General features: G+C 67.7%; 14 protein-coding genes. 6 read left to right on the top strand and 8 right to left on the bottom strand.

What is annotated here, in order from left to right; genetic code table 11:
* Positions 1–45: 45 nt before the first annotated feature.
* The gene (locus WS49_RS02705; protein WP_059524245.1) at positions 46–1,428 is read right to left on the bottom strand and encodes a sigma-54 interaction domain-containing protein; all 1,383 of its coding nucleotides are present in this window, start codon (positions 1,426–1,428) and stop codon (positions 46–48) included.
* Positions 1,429–1,692: 264 nt separating this feature from the next.
* On the opposite strand from WS49_RS02705, the gene WS49_RS02700 reads away from it, so the two are divergent.
* The 4 genes from WS49_RS02700 (at position 1,693) to WS49_RS02685 (ending at position 6,857) form a co-directional block, all read left to right on the top strand.
* On the top strand, positions 1,693–2,562 hold the full coding sequence (locus WS49_RS02700; RefSeq protein ID WP_373557182.1) for an MBL fold metallo-hydrolase: 870 nt from the start codon (positions 1,693–1,695) through the stop codon (positions 2,560–2,562).
* A gap of 29 nt (positions 2,563–2,591) precedes the next feature.
* Positions 2,592–4,283, top strand: coding sequence for a bifunctional protein tyrosine phosphatase family protein/NAD(P)/FAD-dependent oxidoreductase (locus tag WS49_RS02695; RefSeq protein ID WP_059524241.1), 1,692 nt, complete (start codon positions 2,592–2,594; stop codon positions 4,281–4,283).
* Between the two features lie 18 nt (positions 4,284–4,301).
* A complete protein-coding gene (locus WS49_RS02690; RefSeq protein WP_059524239.1) occupies positions 4,302–5,108 on the top strand; it encodes a sulfite exporter TauE/SafE family protein in 807 nt (268 codons plus the stop codon).
* A gap of 138 nt (positions 5,109–5,246) precedes the next feature.
* Complete coding sequence (locus WS49_RS02685; protein ID WP_059524237.1) at positions 5,247–6,857, top strand: RICIN domain-containing protein; 1,611 nt, start codon at positions 5,247–5,249, stop codon at positions 6,855–6,857.
* Positions 6,858–6,943: 86 nt separating this feature from the next.
* On the opposite strand, the gene WS49_RS02680 is transcribed toward WS49_RS02685, so the two are convergent.
* The 4 genes from WS49_RS02680 to WS49_RS02665 all read right to left on the bottom strand — a co-directional run bounded on the left by WS49_RS02680 (position 6,944) and on the right by WS49_RS02665 (position 11,029).
* Positions 6,944–7,765, bottom strand: coding sequence for an ABC transporter permease subunit (locus WS49_RS02680; RefSeq protein ID WP_059524235.1), 822 nt, complete (start codon positions 7,763–7,765; stop codon positions 6,944–6,946).
* Positions 7,762–8,691, bottom strand: coding sequence for an ABC transporter permease subunit (locus WS49_RS02675; RefSeq protein ID WP_059524234.1), 930 nt, complete (start codon positions 8,689–8,691; stop codon positions 7,762–7,764). Before WS49_RS02675 ends, WS49_RS02680 begins: the two co-directional genes overlap by 4 nt.
* Positions 8,688–9,848: an ABC transporter ATP-binding protein gene (locus WS49_RS02670; RefSeq protein WP_059524233.1), complete on the bottom strand. Its 1,161-nt coding sequence runs from the start codon at positions 9,846–9,848 to the stop codon at positions 8,688–8,690. The genes WS49_RS02675 and WS49_RS02670 overlap by 4 nt, the downstream gene beginning before the upstream one ends.
* A gap of 86 nt (positions 9,849–9,934) precedes the next feature.
* The gene (locus tag WS49_RS02665) at positions 9,935–11,029 is read right to left on the bottom strand and encodes a polyamine ABC transporter substrate-binding protein (protein ID WP_059524232.1); all 1,095 of its coding nucleotides are present in this window, start codon (positions 11,027–11,029) and stop codon (positions 9,935–9,937) included.
* A gap of 360 nt (positions 11,030–11,389) precedes the next feature.
* Between WS49_RS02665 and WS49_RS02660 the strand changes: the two genes are divergently transcribed.
* Entirely contained in the window at positions 11,390–11,593 is a 204-nt protein-coding gene (locus tag WS49_RS02660) for a DUF1289 domain-containing protein (protein ID WP_027784516.1), read from the top strand.
* 75 nt (positions 11,594–11,668) lie between these two features.
* Here WS49_RS02660 and WS49_RS02655 read toward each other — a convergent pair whose 3' ends face one another.
* The 3 genes from WS49_RS02655 to WS49_RS02645 form a co-directional block, all read right to left on the bottom strand.
* The gene (locus tag WS49_RS02655; protein ID WP_059524231.1) at positions 11,669–12,310 is read right to left on the bottom strand and encodes an OmpW/AlkL family protein; all 642 of its coding nucleotides are present in this window, start codon (positions 12,308–12,310) and stop codon (positions 11,669–11,671) included.
* Between the two features lie 66 nt (positions 12,311–12,376).
* Positions 12,377–13,567: an NAD(P)H-dependent flavin oxidoreductase gene (locus tag WS49_RS02650; RefSeq protein ID WP_059524230.1), complete on the bottom strand. Its 1,191-nt coding sequence runs from the start codon at positions 13,565–13,567 to the stop codon at positions 12,377–12,379.
* A 129-nt stretch (positions 13,568–13,696) separates the two neighbouring features.
* Positions 13,697–15,133 carry an aldehyde dehydrogenase family protein gene (locus WS49_RS02645; RefSeq protein ID WP_059524229.1) on the bottom strand — a complete coding sequence of 479 codons (1,437 nt, stop codon included), beginning with the start codon at positions 15,131–15,133 and terminating at the stop codon, positions 13,697–13,699.
* 268 nt (positions 15,134–15,401) lie between these two features.
* Here WS49_RS02645 and WS49_RS02640 point away from each other — a divergent pair, with 268 nt between their 5' ends.
* Positions 15,402–15,767 (top strand): hypothetical protein, encoded by a 366-nt coding sequence (locus WS49_RS02640; RefSeq protein ID WP_059467440.1) that lies wholly within the window; start codon positions 15,402–15,404, stop codon positions 15,765–15,767.
* The last annotated feature ends 102 nt before the right edge of the window (positions 15,768–15,869 follow it).

Raw genomic sequence — 15,869 nt, 5'->3', positions numbered from 1 at the left:
CGTGGTGGTTTCACGCGCCGCCCGCGCGAGCGCGCCGGCTTCCGCTCACCGCTCGCGCACGCCGAGCCCGAGCGCCTTCATCCGCCGGTACAGCGTGCGCTCGCTCAACCCGACGTGCTCGGCCAGCTGCTTGCGCGTACCGTCGAAGGTGCCGGCAATCCGCACGAGTTCCGCGTCCGACACGCCACGCGTGTCCGCCGCATGCGCGTGCGATGCGGCCGACGCCGCGACCAGCTCGGCCGGCAGATGCTCGACGCGGATCGTCCCGTCGTCCGCGAACAGGCACGCACGTTCGAGCACGTTGCGCAGCTCGCGGATGTTGCCCGGCCATGCATATGCGTCGAGGCACGCACGCGCATGCTCGGTCAGCACGAACGGTCGCGCGCTCGCATCGCCCGCGCCGGCACGCGCGTTCGCGATGCGCCGCAGGATCGATTCGGCCAGCAGCGCGACGTCGCCGCGCCGCTCGCGCAGCGGCGGCAGCGGAATCGGAAACGCGTTGATCCGGTAGTAGAGATCCTGCCGGAACCGGCCGTCGTCGATCATCTCGCGCAGCGGCTTGTGCGTCGCCGCGACGAGCCGGAAATCCGCGCGCAGCGCCTCGACGCCGCCGACGCGCCGGAACGTCCCCGACTCGATCAGCCGCAGCAGCTTCACCTGCATCGGCAGCGGCACGTCGCCGATCTCGTCGAGAAACAGCGTGCCGCCCTGCGCGGTCTCGACGAGGCCCGGCTTGCGCTGGTTCGCGCCGGTAAACGCCCCCTTCTCGTAGCCGAACAGTTCGCTCTCGAACAGCGTTTCGGCGATGCCCGAACAGTCGACGACCACGAACGGCCCCATCGCGCGCGCGCTCGCCTCGTGCAGCGCCCGCGCAAACAGTTCCTTGCCTGTGCCCGATTCGCCGAGCAGCAGCACCGGCAGCATCGACGGCGCGACGCGCTGCAGCGCGCCGAGCGCCGCATTGAACGCGTCGGCGCCGCCGACGAGCCCTTCCGCGCTCGGCTGCGCGGACGCGCTCCGCACGGTCGTCAGCCGCTCGACGTACGCGATCACGTCGCCGCGCGCATCGAAGATGGGCCGCAACTCCACATCGACGTGCTCGGGGCCGCGCGGCGTATGGTGGATGTGCAGCACGCGGTTCAGGCCGCGCGACTCGAGCGCCTGCTTCATCGGGCAATGCTCGCCGGCCTGATCGCACGGCACGTCGTAGTGATGCGAGACCTGGAAGCAGCGCCGGCCGACGTGCTCGACACCCGCCACGCCGAACTGGCGCCGGTACGCATCGTTCGCCGCGAGGATGCGGTAGTCGGGATCGACGACGATCATCGGCTGCGGATCCTGCTCCAGATACGCGACGAGCGCGCGCACGTCGGGCATGACGTCGCGCGGCGGTGAGGGAACGATCGGAATGGTGTCGTGCGGATTCATGAGGCGGCTCGGGAATGGATGGACAGTCGGACTGCCAGACCGACTGCCAATTCTGCCACAGCACTGCCATACATGGCAGTCGACTTCGACGATGCCCCGTCGGCCGCGCCCGCGGCGCACCGCGATCGGGCCAGAAATCCGAGCCGAATCAAGTACCTGCCACATCGCCCGGCGTCGCGACGCGGATTGGCATGCTTCTTGAACATGGAATCGCCGATTGCAGATGCAGAACCCGATCGAGGACAACCCGTGAGCCATGCCCCCATGCTGTCGGTCGAAGGCTTTTTCGACCCGGCGACCCATACCGTCAGCTACCTGTTGCTCGACACCGCGAGCCGCGCGTGCGCGCTGATCGACAGCGTGCTCGACTACGACCCGAAATCGGGCCGCACGCGCACCGCCAGCGCCGACCGGCTGATCGCGCGCGTCGCCGAACTCGGTGCGACCGTGCACTGGCTGCTGGAAACGCACGTGCACGCCGACCATCTGTCGGCCGCGCCGTACCTGAAGGCGCATGTCGGCGGGCAGATCGCGATCGGCTCGCACGTGCGCCGCGTGCAGCACGTGTTCGGCACGCTGTTCAACGCCGGCCCGGGCTTCGCGCAGGACGGCAGCCAGTTCGATCGGCTGCTCGACGACGGCGACACGCTCGCGCTCGGCGCGCTCACGATTCGCGCACTGCACACGCCGGGCCACACGCCCGCGTGCCTGACCTACTGCGTCGACGACGCGACGCAGCGTGCCGCGTTCGTCGGCGACACGCTGTTCATGCCCGACTACGGCACTGCCCGCTGCGACTTCCCGGGCGGCGACGCACGCACGCTGTACCGCTCGATCGCGCGCGTGCTCGCCCTGCCGCCCGACACGCGCCTGTACCTGTGCCACGATTACCAGCCGGGCGGCCGCGACGTGCAGTTCGTGACGACCGTGGCGGAGCAGCGCCGCGCGAACGTGCATGTGAAGGACGGTGTGACCGAGGACGATTTCGTCGCCATGCGCACCGCGCGCGACGCGACGCTCGACATGCCCGTGCTGATGCTGCCGTCCGTGCAGGTCAACATGCGTGCCGGCCACCTGCCCGAGCCCGAAAACAATGGCGTGCGTTACCTGAAGATCCCGCTCGACGCGATCTGAGCCGCCGCCCCGACCGGAGAACCCCCGACATGACCATCCGCCCGCTGACCGACCTGCTGTCGGTCTCGCCCCAGATCGCCGCGACCGACCTGCCCGCGCTCCACGCGGCCGGCATCCGCACGATCGTCTGCAACCGCCCGGACGGCGAAGGCGCCGACCAGCCGACCGTCGCCGAGATTCGCGCCGCCGCCGCGCCGCTCGGCATCGCCGTCCATTACCTGCCCGTCGACACCGGCAAGGTCACCGACGATCAGGCCCGGCAGTTCGACGCGCTCGTCGCGTCGCTCGCGGGCCCGGTACTCGCATACTGCCGTAGCGGCACGCGCTCGGCGACGCTGTGGGCGCTGTCGCAGGCCGACAGGCGTCCGGCCGGCGACATCGTCGCGATCGCCGCCACGGCCGGCTATGACCTCGCCGCGCTCGCGCCGCGTCTCGCACGAGGTTCCGCGCAAGGACTCGCGCAGGACGGCCGCCAGGCCGCGCCGGCCGTCGACGCGCGGCACGACATCGTGATCGTCGGCGCGGGCGCGGCCGGCGTCGCGGTCGCGTCGAGCCTGCTTGCGCGCGACGCATCGCTCGATATCGCGGTGATCGACCCGGCCGAGACGCACTACTACCAGCCCGGCTGGACGATGGTCGGCGCGGGCGTGTTCCGGCCCGACACGACCGCGCGCCGGATCGTCGACCTGCTGCCGCGCGGCGTGAAATGGATCCAGGCCGCCGTCGCCGGCTTCGAGCCCGACGCGCACACCGTGGTGCTCGACGGCTGCCGGCGCATCGGCTATCGCAAGCTGATCGTGTGTCCGGGGCTCAAGCTCGACTGGCACGCGATCGACGGCCTCGCGGAAACGCTCGGCCGCAACGGCGTCACGTCGAACTATCGCTACGACCTCGCACCGTATACGTGGGAACTGGTGCAGGCGTTCCGCGGCGGCAACGCGCTGTTCACGCAACCGCCGATGCCGATCAAGTGCGCGGGCGCGCCGCAGAAGGCGATGTACCTGTCGTGCGATCACTGGCGGCGCACGGGCAGCCTCGGCGCCGCGAACGTCGAGTTCCTGAATGCGGGCGCCGCGCTGTTCGGGGTCGCCGACTACGTGCCCGCGCTGATGGAGTACGTGAAACGCTACGACATCGCGCTGTCGTTCGGCCACAACCTCGTGGCGATCGACGGGCCCGCGCGACGCGCGACGTTCCGGCGCGCGTTGCCCGACGGCGGCACGGAAACCGTCGAGCGCGCGTTCGACATGATCCACGTCGTGCCGCCGCAGAAGGCGCCCGATTTCGTGCGTGCGAGCCCGCTCGCCGATGCGGCCGGCTGGATCGACGTCGATCCGGCGACGCTGCGGCACAAGCAGTTCGCGGACATCTTCGCGCTCGGCGATGTCACCAACACGACCAACGCGAAAACCGCCGCGGCCGCGCGCAAGCAGGCGCCCGTCGTCGCGCACAACGTGCTCGCGTCGCTGGGCCGCGCGCACGGCGACGCCGCGTACGACGGCTACGGGTCATGCCCGCTCACCGTCGAGCGCGGCAAGATCGTGCTCGCCGAATTCCTCTACGGCGGCAAGGTCGCGCCGACCTTCCCCGCGTGGCTGATCGACGGCCGGCGTCCGTCCCGGCTCGCGTGGCTGCTCAAGGAGCGCCTGCTGCCGCCGCTCTACTGGAAGGCAATGCTCAAGGGCCGCGAATGGCTCGCGAAGCCCGCGATCGCACGTTGACCGGAACCCGATGACACCATGCTGATTTCCCTCGTACTCGGCAGCCTCGTCGGCGCCGTGCTCGGCCTCACCGGCGCAGGCGGCGGCATTCTCGCGGTGCCCGCGCTCGTCGTCGGGATGGGCTGGCCGATGCAGCAGGCCACGCCCGTCGCGCTCGTCGCGGTCGCGGGCAGCGCCGCGCTCGGCGCGCTCGAAGGGTTTCGTCGCGGGCTCGTGCGCTATCGCGCGGCGCTGTTGATGGCCGTGGCGGGCGTGCCGCTCACGACGCTCGGCGTGAAGCTCGCGCACGTGCTGCCGCAACGCGTGCTGCTGGCGCTGTTCGCGCTGACGATGCTGGTCGTCGCGGGCCGCCTGTTGCGGCAGGCACTGCGCCACGCCTCCGGCGACGCGGACGAATCGCGGTTGTGCGTCGGCCGCGTGAATCCCGATACGGGCCGCCTCGTGTGGTCCTGGCCGGTCGGGCTCGCGCTCGCGTCGACCGGCGCGGTGACAGGGCTGATGACGGGCTTGCTCGGCGTCGGCGGCGGCTTCGTGATCGTGCCGATGCTGCGCAAGTTCACGAACGTGTCGATGCACGGCGTGGTCGCGACGTCGCTGATGGTGATCGCGCTGGTCGGCACCGGCGGCGTGCTCGCGACGCTCGTGTCGGGCACGCGCGCGCCGCTCGACATGACGCTGTGGTTCACGGTCGCGACCGCAATCGGCATGGCGGTCGGACGCAATGCGTCCCGGCACCTGTCCGCGCGGCACGTGCAGGCCGGCTTCGCTGCGGTGCTCGTCTGCGTCGCGCTCGGGTTGCTGGCGAAGGCGGCGTTCGGCGCGTGATCCGGGGCGCGGGAATCGCCCCCGCGTCCTGCTCCGGAGCCGCACCCGCCGTCGCAAAACCGCCGCAAGCCGCATGCTAGACTCCCCGCGCGCCGGTGCCCGGCGCATCGACACCAACAAGAACCATGGAGTCCGGTCATGCACATCGGTAAACGAGGAAGCGCGGCACTTGCCGCACTGCTGTTGACGCCACTCACCGCGCTAGCCGCATCCGCCTATACGGCGACGCTGACGCTCGCCAGTCTCTCCCCGTCGGTCGGCGGAACCGACAAGGCAACGCTCAAGCTCGCCAACACCGGCACCGCGCCCGCTGCCGCCGGGCTCTTCATCGGCATGCCATCCGGTTTCAGCGCGAGCGGCCTCACCAGCACGTGTGGCGGCACGCTCACCGACGACGGCACGTCGCGCATCGCGTTGTCGGGCATGACGGTGCCGGCGGGCAGCACCTGCACGCTCGGCTTCACGCTCGGTGTGCCGCCGGTCGCGGCGCTGCCGCCGGCAGGCGCGCGCAGCTTCACGATCACGGCCGATACGGCCGCAGGGCTCGCGACGCTGACGGCCGCCACCGCGCCGACGCTGTCCGGTTTCCTCGGCTCGACGCCGGGGCTTTACAGCGACACGTGGTTCCCGTCGACGGTACGCAGCGTCGGCACGCTCGACCTGTTCATCACGCCGGCAACGGACCCGGGCCCGAACTCGAACGTCTTCTGGTCGAACCAGATCGGCTCGCTCAACGGCTACACCGGCCTGCAGTCGACCGAGCTGGTATCGGCCAGCGAAGGCGTCGGCAAGCAGTTCCTGTTCAGCCTGTGGGGCGCGACCGCAGCCAAACCCGGCACGCCCGCGAGCGCGGGCATCGGCGCGGGAAGCTATTGCACGGTCAGCGGCTCGGCGACGGACGGCAGCGCGGGCGCGCAATGCCGCTATCGCTACGAGTGGCACGCGGGCCACACGTACCGGTTCCGCATCACGCCGGACACGAGCCAGGGCCCCGGCTGGTTCAAGAGCAACGTGACCGACGTGACGAACGGTACAACCGGCGACAGCTTCGATATCGGCAGCATCTACGTCGGCACCACGCAGACGCAGGTGCCCGTCGGCTGGATCAGCCAGTGGGTCGAATATTTCGACTGGAACTCGAGCCGCACGAGCTGCGCGTCGATCGCGCATACGGACGCGCAGTTCAGCATTCGCGCGTATGACGCGATCGGCAACGCGGTGTCGGTCCCGGCACCCTCGGTCACGGTCAACAAGTCGTGTCCGGCGAGCTATGCGAACGCGTCGCAAGCGAATGGCGTCGCCACGCTGATCGGCGGGCCGCAGCAATCGGCCGCCGGCCTCGTGAAAAGCGGCGGCGCGTGCCTGACGGCGTCGGGCGGCCTGACCGACGGCAGCGTCGCAACGCTCGGCGCATGCCCGACGCTCGCGTCGGTGCGCGCATCCGGCGGCACGCACTTCAATCCGCAACTGTGGGTCGTGGCCGGCGACGGCACGCTGCAGACCAAGTACAGCTACTGCCTCACCGCGCAGGCGCCCGGCTCGGCCAACGGCGCGCTGCTGCGCACCTGCGTGCCCGGCACGGCGAGCCAGCAGTGGCAGGTGAAGGCCGGCACGCTGCCGGGCACAGCGCAACTCGTGTCGCAGGCCACCGGCCGCTGCCTCGCGCCGGCCGGCAGCGCCGTGACGCTGCAGGCTTGCACTATGGCCACGGCAGTGTGGAAGACGCCCGGCAAGAGCTTCGCATACTGAGCGCCTCGGCGCGGCACATAAGGAAAACGCCCGGTCCGACTCGACGTCGGCACCGGGCGTTTTTCATGACGACAGCCGTGCGCGCGTCAGGTCGCGAACGACATCATCCGCTTGCGCTCCTGACGCAGCATCACGAAGTTCGCGATCACCACGCCGGCCGTCACCGCGACGATGAATAGCGTCGCGAGCGCGTTCATCTCCGGGTTCAGGCCGAGGCGCACGCGCGAGAACACGACGAGCGGCAGCGTCGTCGAGCCGGGGCCCGACAGGAACGCCGACAGCACGAGGTCGTCGATCGACAGCGTAAACGACAGCAGCCAGCCCGCGATCAGGGCCTGCGAGATCAGCGGCAGCGTGATCGTGAAGAACACCTTCAGCGGCGTCGCGCCCAGATCGAGCGCGGCTTCCTCGAGCGACGGGTTCAGTTCGCGCACGCGCGACTGCACGATGATCGCGACGTACGAGATGCACAGCATCACGTGGCCCAGCCAGATCGTGAACACGCCGCGCTCGGCCGGCCAGCCGATCCACTTCGCCAGTTCGATGAACAGCAGCAGCAGCGAGATCCCCTGGATCACCTCGGGAATCACCAGCGGTGCGTTGATCATCCCGCTGAACAGCGCGAAGCCGCGAAAGCGGCCCATCCGCGCGAGCACGAAGCCGGCCCACGTGCCGATGAACACCGACGCGAACGCGGTCAGCACGCCGATCTTCAGCGACAGCCATGCGGCCGTCAGCAGTTCGTCGTCCTCCACGAGCGCCGAGTACCAGCGGAACGAGAAGCCCGACCACACGGTGACGAGCTTCGACTCGTTGAACGAATAGACGATCAGGCTGATGATCGGGATGTACAGGAACGCGAAACCGGCGAACAGCGCCGCGAACTGCAGGTAACGATTCGGCTTCATCGGCGGCGGCCCTCCTGCTCCTTCGCCTGGAAGTGCTGGAACATCGCCATCGGCACGAGCAGCAGCAGCACCATCGCGCAGGTCACGGCCGACGCCATCGGCCAGTCTGCGTTGTTGAAGAACTCATTCCACATCACGCGGCCGATCATCAGCGTGTTCGCGCCGCCGAGCAGCTCCGGAATCACGTACTCGCCGACCGCCGGAATGAACACCAGCAGGCAGCCCGCGATGATCCCGTTCTTCGAAAGCGGCAGCGTGATCTGCACGAACGCCCTCCACGGCCTGGCTCCCAGGTCGTACGCGGCTTCGAGCAGGCGCAGGTCCATCTTCACGAGGTGCGCGTACAGCGGCATCACGAGGAACGGCAGGTACGAATACACCATCCCGATGTACACCGCGTAGTTCGTGCGGTACAGCTCGATCGGCGTGTGGGTCAGGCCGATCCACATCAGGAAGTTGTTCAGGAGACCGTTGTTCTTCAGGATCCCGATCCACGCATACACGCGGATCAGGAACGACGTCCAGAACGGCAGCATCACGCCCATCATCAGCAGGTTGCGGGTCGCCGGGTTCGAACGCGCGATGTAATACGCCATCGGATAGCCGATCAGCAGGCACAGCAGCGTCGTGAGCGCCGCGACCACCACCGAATTCACGTAGGTCGCGAAATACAGGCTGTCGGTGAGCAGGAACGCATAGTGCGACAGGTTCAGCGCGATGTGCACCACGCCGTCCGCGTATGACGCGAGTTCCGTATACGGCGGAATGCCGAGCTGCAGCTCCGCGAAGCTGATCTTCACGACCAGCACGAACGGCACGAGGAAGAACAGCACGAGCCACGTATACGGCCCCGCGACGACCGCCGAGCCGCCGGTCAGGTTGAAGCGCCGCACAGGCCATGCGAGCAGGGACTTGAGCGTGCTCATGACGTCAGCACCACGCCCGCGGTCGCGCTCCAGCGCACGTAGATCTCGTCGCCGAGCGACGGGGTGTCGAGCTCGGAGATCGCGAGGCTCGACACGTTCGCGATCACCGTCTTGCCCGCATCGAGCTTCACGTGATACAGCGAATAGCCGCCCATGTACGCGACGTTGGTGATCTTGCCGCGCGCCCAGTTGAACGCGCCTTCGGGCGGCTTGCGCGTGAGCGCGATCCGCTCGGGGCGCACCGACACCGTGACCGGCATTCCGAGCGGGCCCGTGATCCCGTGGCTCACGTACAGGCGGCTCGGCAGCTCCGGCGATTCGATGTACACGTGGTCGGGTTCGTCCTCGACGGTGACGCCTTCGAACAGGTTGGTCGAGCCGATGAACTCGGCCGAGAAGCGGCTGTTCGGATATTCATAGACTTCGTTCGGCGAGCCGATCTGCACGATCTGCCCTTCGCTCATCACGGCGAGCCGGTTCGCCATCGTCATCGCCTCTTCCTGGTCGTGCGTGACCATGATGCAGGTGACGCCGACCTTGTTCAGGATGTTGACGAGCTCAATCTGCGTGCGCTGGCGGATCTGCTTGTCGAGCGCCGACATCGGCTCGTCGAGCAGCAGCACCTTCGGGCGCTTGACGAGCGAACGCGCGAGCGCGACGCGCTGCTGCTGGCCGCCCGACAGCTGGTGCGGCTTGCGCTTCGCGTACTTGCTCATCTGCACGAGCTCGAGCGCCGCCGCGACGCGCTCCTTCAGCTCCGCCTTCGGCGTGCCTTCCTGTTTGAGGCCGTATGCGACGTTCGATTCGACCGACATGTGCGGGAACAGCGCATACGACTGGAACATCATGTTCACGGGCCGCTTGTACGGCGGCATCTGCGCGAGGTCCTCGCCGTCGATCAGGATCTTGCCCGACGTGACGGTTTCGAGACCCGCGAGCATGCGCAGCAGCGTCGACTTGCCGGAACCCGAGCTGCCGAGCAGCGCGAACAGCTCGCCCTGGCGCACCGTCAGGTTCACGTTGCGTACCACTTCCGTCTCGCCGAATTTCTTGACGACGTCGACAATCTGGACAAAGTTCTCGGCGCGCGCATCGGCGCCGGACGAAGGAACGAAGGACGGCGCGCCCGCGACCGGCGCACCCGACTGGCTATTCATGATGTGCTGCTTCTCTCCTGCGTTTGACGAACAAAGCCCCCGGGGACACCAGGGGCTTCATGACTGCTGGCCTGCTCCGGCTCGCTTCAGCGGCCCGATTTCAGCTCGGTCCACAGACGCGTCTGCAGACGCTGGATTTCAGGCGGCAGCGGCTTGAGCAGGAACAGCGTCTTCACGACGTCGGCCGGCGGGTAGACGGCCGGGTCGTTCGCGACGTCCGGCCGCACGTACTTGCGTGCTTCGGCGTTCGCGCTCGGGTAGTACACGGCGTTCGTGATCGCCGCGTGCACCTTCGGATCCTCGATGTAGTTGATCCACTGCAGCGCGGCGTCCTTGTTCTTCGCGTCCTTCGGGATCGCCATCACGTCGAACCAGACCGGCGCGCCGCCCTTCGGAATGTAGTACTCGACCTTGTACGGCTTCTTCGCCTCGATCGCGCGATGCTTCGCGATCACGACGTCGCCCGACCAGCCGAACGCGAAGCAGATGTCGCCGCCGACCAGGTCGTTGATGTAGCCCGACGAGTTGAACTGCGTGATGTACGGGCGGATCTTCTTCAGCACTTCCATCGCGGCCTTGTAGTCGGCCGGGTTCGTGCTCATCGGATCCTTGCCGATGTAGTGCAGCGCCGCCGCGAACATCTGGTCAGGCGCGTCGAGCACCGACACGCCGCAGGTCTTCAGCTTCGAGATGTTTTCCGGCTTGAACAGGATGTCCCAGTTGTCGAGCGGAACCTTGCCGAGCGCCTGCTGCGCCTTCGTCAGGTTGTACGCGAGACCGGTCGTGCCGTACGCCCAGGGCACCGAATACTTGTTGCCCGGGTCCGCGCCGGCGACGAGCGCCATCAGTTGCGGATCGAGGTACTTGAGGTTCGGCAGCTTCGACTTGTCGAGCGGCGTGAAGATGCCGGCCGCGATCTGCTTGCCCGCGTAGTTGCTCGTCGGCACGACGATGTCGTAGCCCGAGCTGCCGGTCAGCAGCTTCGCCTGCAGCGTGTCGTCGCTGTCGTAGTTGTCGTAGCGAACCTTGACGCCCGCCTGCTTCTCGAAGTTCGGGATCGTGTCCTTCGCAATGTAATCGGACCAGTTATAGACATTGAGCTGCGTATCCTTCGCCGCCGCCGCCGATGCACCCACGCACAGCGCAAGCGCTGCGAACCGGCCCACTACCTTTGCTTTCATCCCGTTCTCCCTCCGGCCGGACCCGTGTCCGGCTGCCGTCTGCCTCGTCATGGCGGCGCATCCCGGCACGCCGCCCCTCGAAAACCCCGAACGCTACCACCATTCGCGCTCCGTCACAAAAAAATCATGCCGGTGTCGCGCAAACGGAACAGATTGCCGCGGCCGGCCGCTCGGACGGCCCGCGCAGCGGGGCGTTCCGGAGGAATTCTATCGGGTAATCGGCGTCTGTCCATCAGGAAAAGAAGGCGGCCGCGACACCGTCCGGACGGGTGGCCGTCGCACCGCCGGGATCGCGGCCGGGGCGCGTCATCGCGATGCATTAAAATGACGCCCTGACGATTCAACGCGCGAACCCTTCCGATGGCCTCCAACCTCCACGACCTGCCCGACAGCCCCTGCATCGGCGTGTGCTCGACCCTCTTCGACGAAGTCTGCAAGGGCTGCGGCCGCACGGCCGGCGAAGTGTCGAACTGGGTGTTCCTGAGTGACGACGAGAAACGCGCGGTGTGGGAGCGCATCACGCGCGAAGGCACCGCGATGCGCTTTCAGTACGACAAGCTGTAAATCCGCCGCACAAAAAAAGAGCGGCATGCCGACTGCCATGCCGCCAACCCCAACTCTGTTCTTTTTCGCTCGCGTCTAGAACTTCATCCCGACGCCCACGCCGACGATCAACGGATCGATGTGCAGCGTGCCGATGCCCTTGTCGCCGAGCGTCGCATCGGTGCTCATCCAGATCTTCTTCACGTCGACGTTCATGAACACCTTCTTCGTCAACTGCACGTCGACGCCGAACTGCAGCGCGGGACCGAAGCTGCTCTTGTTGATCGACACGCCTTCCCCGCCGACGTTGAGCCCGTTGTTGTAGAAGTACGTGTAGTTCAGGCCCGCGCCGACGTACGGACGCACCTTGCCGGCATGGTTGAAGTGGTACTGCAGCAGCAGCGTCGGCGGCAGCACGCCCACGCCGCCGAGATTGCCGAGGCTCGACGTCATCTGGTGCCGCGACGTGCCCAGAATCAGCTCCACGCCCAGGTAGTCGCGGATCATGTACGTGAAGTCGAGTTCCGGCACGATCGCGTTGTTCACGCCGGTATTGATCGCGCCGAGCGTGTCGCTCGCGCGCTCGTTCGGCTGGATGCTGATCGCGCGCAGCCGGACCAGGACGTCACCCTGGTTGATCCCGTCTCCCGCCGACGCCGCGTGCGACAGCGAGGGCAGCGTGACGAGGCTCGCCGCCACGGCGGCAGCGGTGATGCATGTTCGAATCGTTTTGTGCATGGTACGGACCCCTTGTAGAATTTATTCCATTCTCCACGTAGGGTCTTTGCGTCGTCTTGATATCCGTCAAGCCAGCGTAAACATTGGACGGTTTGTCGCAGGCTCCGTCGCACGGCCCGTCAGCAGCAGGTCGAGCAGATCGCGCACGCTGCGGATCGCGTTGCCGAACGGCAGCGCTTCGCGGCCGCGGAAGAACAAGCCGTTCGCGACGTCGCCGCGCAACGCGGCCGAGAGCCGCGTGTCGATGCAGAAATGGCCGAACTTTTCGATGCCGTCGCGCAGTCCGCAGACGCTCAGGCACTCGAGCGCGGTCGGGCAGCGCTGCTTGAACGCGCCGAGTTTGTCGCGAATGCGCGTTTCGTTGCGCAGGTAGCGATCGAGCCACGGGGTCTTCACCGCGCGCGCCGGCAGCCCCGTCACGCTGACGAATTCGACGATGTCCTCGGGCAGCGCATCGGCCAGCACGCGCTTGAAGTTCGGATGCGCATCGCCCTCTTCCGTCACCGCGAACGGCGTTCCCACCTGGACGCCGTTCGCGCCGGCCGCGAGCGCCGCACGCACCGTGTCGTGACTGTTGATCCCGCCCGCGACGATCAGCGGGATCGTGTCGCGTGCGAGACCGAGCGACGCCATCACCTGCGCGGTCTCGTCGAGCACGCGCGCGAAATCGAAGCGCGCATCGTGCATGTCGTCGATCTGCGTGACGCCGAGGTGGCCGCCCGCATGCGCGGGATGCTCGATCACGATCCCGTCGGGCAGCCGCCCCTTCTTCATCCACTTCTTCAGCACCAGCGCGATCCCGCGGCTGTCCGACAGGATCGGAATCAGTGCGATGTCATGACCCTGCGTGAGATCGGGCAGATCGAGCGGCAGGCCTGCGCCCATCACGATCGCGTCCGCGCCTTCGTCGCACGCGACGCGCACGTAGTCCGCATGCGCGCTCACCGCCTTCATCACGTTGACCGCGATCATCCCGCGTCCTTCGCTGTAGGTCTTCGCGAGGCGAATCTCGCGCGCGAGCGCCTCGAGGTTCGCGGCCTCCAGCGTCGCGCGATCGGGATTCGCGCGACAGCGTGCGAGCAAGTCCGCATGGTGGTGACGCAGGTCGATGCTCGCGATCGTGCCGAGCGCGCCTTCGCGCGCGACGCTGCCCGCGAGGCGGTGCGCGGAGATGCCGACGCCCATGCCGCCCTGCACCACGGGCAGCAAGGTGCGGCCGCGAATCGTGAGCGGCGGGAAGGAAGTGCGTGCGGTCATCTGAACCTCGTCGAAACATCGGAAATCGGAAACGCGATGATCGACGGATCCACCGGCGCGCACCTTGACGGCCGTCAATAAAAAAACGGCACGCGAGCGTGCCGTTCCAGGTCATGCGGCGTGAAACGCTCAGGCCGGATTCACCGGCTTGAGCTGCATCGACTTGTATTCGAGATATTCTTCGAGCCCGTACACACCGTTTTCGCGACCGTGTCCCGACTGCTTGTAGCCGCCGAACGGCGCGGCGCCGTTCCACGTGCCGCCGTTGATGTCGACCTGCCCCGTGCGGATGCGGCGCGCGACGCGCATCGCGCGTTCGTCGCTGCCCGCCCATACCGCGCCGCCGAGCCCGTACGGCGAATCGTTCGCGATGCGCACGGCTTCGTCTTCGTCGCGATACGTGATGATCGACAGCACCGGCCCGAAGATCTCTTCCTGCGCGATCGTCGATTTCGGATCGACGCGGCCGAACACCGTCGGCTTCACGAAGAAGCCCTTCGCGAGCCCTTCCGGCAGGCCCGTGCCGCCGGTCACGAGTTCCGCGCCGTCGTCGATTCCGCGCTGGATGTACGCCTGCACGCGCTGCTGCTGCACGGCCGACGCGAGTGCGCCGAGGCGCGTCGTTTCCTGACGCGGGTCGCCCGCGACATACGCTTCGGCTGCCGCCTTCGCGATCGCGCGTGCCTCGTCGTAGCGCGCCTCCGGCACCAGCATCCGCGTGTGCGCCGAACAGGTCTGGCCCGCGTTCAGGTAGCACGCGTTGACCGTGCCCTTCACCGCCGCCGCGAAATCGGCATCATCGAGAATCACCGACGCCGACTTGCCGCCCAGTTCGAGCGCGACGCGCTTCACGCCCGCCGCCGCGAGTTCGGCCACGCGCTTGCCGGCGCGCGTCGAACCCGTGAACGACACCATGTCGACGTCCGGATCGGTCGCCAGCACCTCGCCGACGACCGGGCCATAACCGCACACGAGGTTGAACACCCCCGCCGGCAGGCCCGCTTCGTGAATCGCCTCGGCGAGCATGAACGCGTTGAGCGGCGCGACTTCGGACGGCTTCAGGACGACTGTGCAGCCGGCCGCCAGCGCCGGCGCGACCTTCAGCGTGATCTGGTTGAGCGGGTAGTTCCACGGCGTGATCGCCGCGACGACGCCGACCGGCTCGCGCACCACCAACGAGTTGCCGACCTTCGCCTCGAATTCGAACGATTCGGCGAGCTTCGCGTATGCCTTCCAGTTGTAGATCGGACCGCCGACCTGGATCGCGCGCGACAGCTTGATCGGCATCCCGACTTCGCCGGTGATCGACTGCGCGAGTTCCTCGCTGCGCGCCTGCAGACGCTCGACGATCTTGCGCAGATAGGCCGCGCGCGTCGCGGCCGGCGTCGCGGCCCATGCATCGAATGCCGCGCGCGCCGCGCGGATCGCGTCCTGCGCGTCCGACGCCACGCCCTCGGGAATCCGGCCGATCACGGCCTCGGTGCCCGAGTCGATCACGTCGATCGTGCCCGTTCCGGCCGGTTTGCGCCATGCGCCGTCGATATAGAACTGATCGTAGATTTTCATCGCTTCCTGTCTCCCGGAAAACGGCCATTCTAACGAGTGCGGCGCGGCTCCGCGACGACGCCGAGCGTGATTTCGAGCGTCATCGAACGGCCCGCGCGGACGCCGGGGACCGGGCGCCGGACGCCCGCTTCCCGCCACCGCGGCATCCGCGCCGCGCCGACGCATCACGAGGTCGCACCTCGGGCCCCGCATCGTGCTATGTTTTTAGTATCGGCGCCGGCTGCTGCAGGCCGCGCCACCCGGAATCGATGCTTTCGTGAGCGCTGCCATGACCGACGCACCCCATATCCTCGGCTCGCAAGATCGCCTGGAGCTGCTGTGCTGGCTCACCTGCGGCAATCTCGGCGCGTTTTACCTGAACGAATCCTGGCCGGATGCGTCGTTCCAGGTGCAGGCCGCACACCGCTGGCTCGACCGCCACCACCGGCAGTCCGACTGGCTCGCGATCGCGAAGCTGGCCGCGCTGGCGCAGGACATCGCAAAGCGGCACGCCGATTTCGTCGACGCGTCGTGGGCGCGCGACGCGGTCGAGGAAATCGTCGATACCGACGATCTCGACTACCGGGCGAAACTCGTGCAATGGGTGTACGAGGACTGCTGCAAGGCGCTCGCCGACAAGCGGCTCGCGGATTGACGCGCCGGGCGGCGCGCGAGGCGGTGCAAGCGGCTGCCTGCGGGAAACGGCGCCGCCGCGTCGAATCGCGATCGCGGGCGCAACGCCCGACCTGACATTTTC

The organism is Burkholderia sp. RF7-non_BP4 (assembly GCF_001521935.1).
GTDB classification, from domain to species: Bacteria; Pseudomonadota; Gammaproteobacteria; order Burkholderiales; family Burkholderiaceae; genus Burkholderia; species Burkholderia diffusa.
Note: the sequence above shows the minus strand (reverse complement) of the source record. Positions and strands in the feature narration are given on the sequence as shown.

What these genes read in the sequence shown, in the direction of transcription:
- WS49_RS02705 (WP_059524245.1), bottom strand. Translation starts at nt 1,428, where the DNA reads ATGAATCCGCACGACACCATTCCGATCGTTCCCTCACCGCCGCGCGAC.
- WS49_RS02700 (WP_373557182.1), top strand. Translation starts at nt 1,693, where the DNA reads ATGCTGTCGGTCGAAGGCTTTTTCGACCCGGCGACCCATACCGTCAGC.
- WS49_RS02695 (WP_059524241.1), top strand. Translation starts at nt 2,592, where the DNA reads ATGACCATCCGCCCGCTGACCGACCTGCTGTCGGTCTCGCCCCAGATC.
- WS49_RS02690 (WP_059524239.1), top strand. Translation starts at nt 4,302, where the DNA reads ATGCTGATTTCCCTCGTACTCGGCAGCCTCGTCGGCGCCGTGCTCGGC.
- WS49_RS02685 (WP_059524237.1), top strand. Translation starts at nt 5,247, where the DNA reads ATGCACATCGGTAAACGAGGAAGCGCGGCACTTGCCGCACTGCTGTTG.
- WS49_RS02680 (WP_059524235.1), bottom strand. Translation starts at nt 7,765, where the DNA reads ATGAAGCCGAATCGTTACCTGCAGTTCGCGGCGCTGTTCGCCGGTTTC.
- WS49_RS02675 (WP_059524234.1), bottom strand. Translation starts at nt 8,691, where the DNA reads ATGAGCACGCTCAAGTCCCTGCTCGCATGGCCTGTGCGGCGCTTCAAC.
- WS49_RS02670 (WP_059524233.1), bottom strand. Translation starts at nt 9,848, where the DNA reads ATGAATAGCCAGTCGGGTGCGCCGGTCGCGGGCGCGCCGTCCTTCGTT.
- WS49_RS02665 (WP_059524232.1), bottom strand. Translation starts at nt 11,029, where the DNA reads ATGAAAGCAAAGGTAGTGGGCCGGTTCGCAGCGCTTGCGCTGTGCGTG.
- WS49_RS02660 (WP_027784516.1), top strand. Translation starts at nt 11,390, where the DNA reads ATGGCCTCCAACCTCCACGACCTGCCCGACAGCCCCTGCATCGGCGTG.
- WS49_RS02655 (WP_059524231.1), bottom strand. Translation starts at nt 12,310, where the DNA reads ATGCACAAAACGATTCGAACATGCATCACCGCTGCCGCCGTGGCGGCG.
- WS49_RS02650 (WP_059524230.1), bottom strand. Translation starts at nt 13,567, where the DNA reads ATGACCGCACGCACTTCCTTCCCGCCGCTCACGATTCGCGGCCGCACC.
- WS49_RS02645 (WP_059524229.1), bottom strand. Translation starts at nt 15,133, where the DNA reads ATGAAAATCTACGATCAGTTCTATATCGACGGCGCATGGCGCAAACCG.
- WS49_RS02640 (WP_059467440.1), top strand. Translation starts at nt 15,402, where the DNA reads ATGACCGACGCACCCCATATCCTCGGCTCGCAAGATCGCCTGGAGCTG.